At 47.8% G+C, this 912-nt stretch carries 1 protein-coding gene and 1 pseudogene; both read right to left on the bottom strand.

What is annotated here, in order from left to right:
* Positions 1-623 (bottom strand): metallophosphoesterase family protein (locus tag ACWHAR_RS24480; RefSeq protein WP_452088108.1); only part of this gene is annotated, 623 nt, incomplete at its 3' end.
* 106 nt (positions 624-729) lie between these two features.
* A pseudogene (locus tag ACWHAR_RS24475) lies at positions 730-912 on the bottom strand (ABC transporter permease); the annotation flags it as partial.

Genomic DNA, 912 nt, shown 5'->3' with positions numbered 1-912 from the left:
GATAGAACCTGGCGTTTATGTATATGGCCAAGCGCCCAATAATCCATCCCGCTTTTCACGAGGTCGTCATGGGTAAACGGGCAATACGGATCGTGTCCTTCAGATCCTGAGAGCGTGCCGTGGAGCATGCCGATATGAAACGGTGCGTCAGTTGATCTCCGATAGCGGGCGGCTTGGTTTTCCGTCACTGCTCTGGCTTGATAGCTGAAGCCGTAAATGCTTGCTATGCGCCTGCCTTCTTTAAAAAATGATTTTTCTTCTGGAACAGCGGACGAAAAAATATGGACATTCTCAGGCCATTCAATCGGCGTCCACTCACCGCCAAGATGATCGTGATTCCCAAAGATGACGTATACCGAAATCCCGCACTCTCTGAGTCTTTCAAACTGTTTTTTCAAAAAGAGCTGAGCCTTTAAGCTTCGATTGGCTTCATCAAACAGATCTCCCGCCAGCAAAATGAAATCAACGTACTCTCTCACTGCGGCGTCTATCATATGTCTCACGCTTGCAAACGTGCTTTCTTTAATCCGGGCAAAAATCGGCTCCGGCAGATGCGATATCCCGTAAAACGGGCTGTCAAGATGAAGATCTGCCGCATGAATAAAGGTTAGATCAGTCAACATTCTGCTCCTTTCCAGGATGAAGTACCCTTATTTTAGCACCGAATTCTTGCGAATGCACGTTCTGTCAATAAAGAAACAGCCTGAGAATCCCCAGGCTGTTTTCCAATCAGTTTTTCGCTAAACGTAGCGCTTGTTTGATCGCTTTGAACGCGCTTGAATTGCCGTAAATTAATACACCGCCTTTATAAATTCTGGCGCCGATAACGGCCAGTATGACAATGGTGAGCAGTGTGATCCCGATTCCGACAGCCGCCTGCCAGAACGGAATATCAAGCATGCCGACGCGCAG

The sequence above is a fragment of the Bacillus sp. LR--39 genome (assembly GCF_053613335.1).
This window is presented reverse-complemented; position numbering and strand designations above follow the sequence as displayed.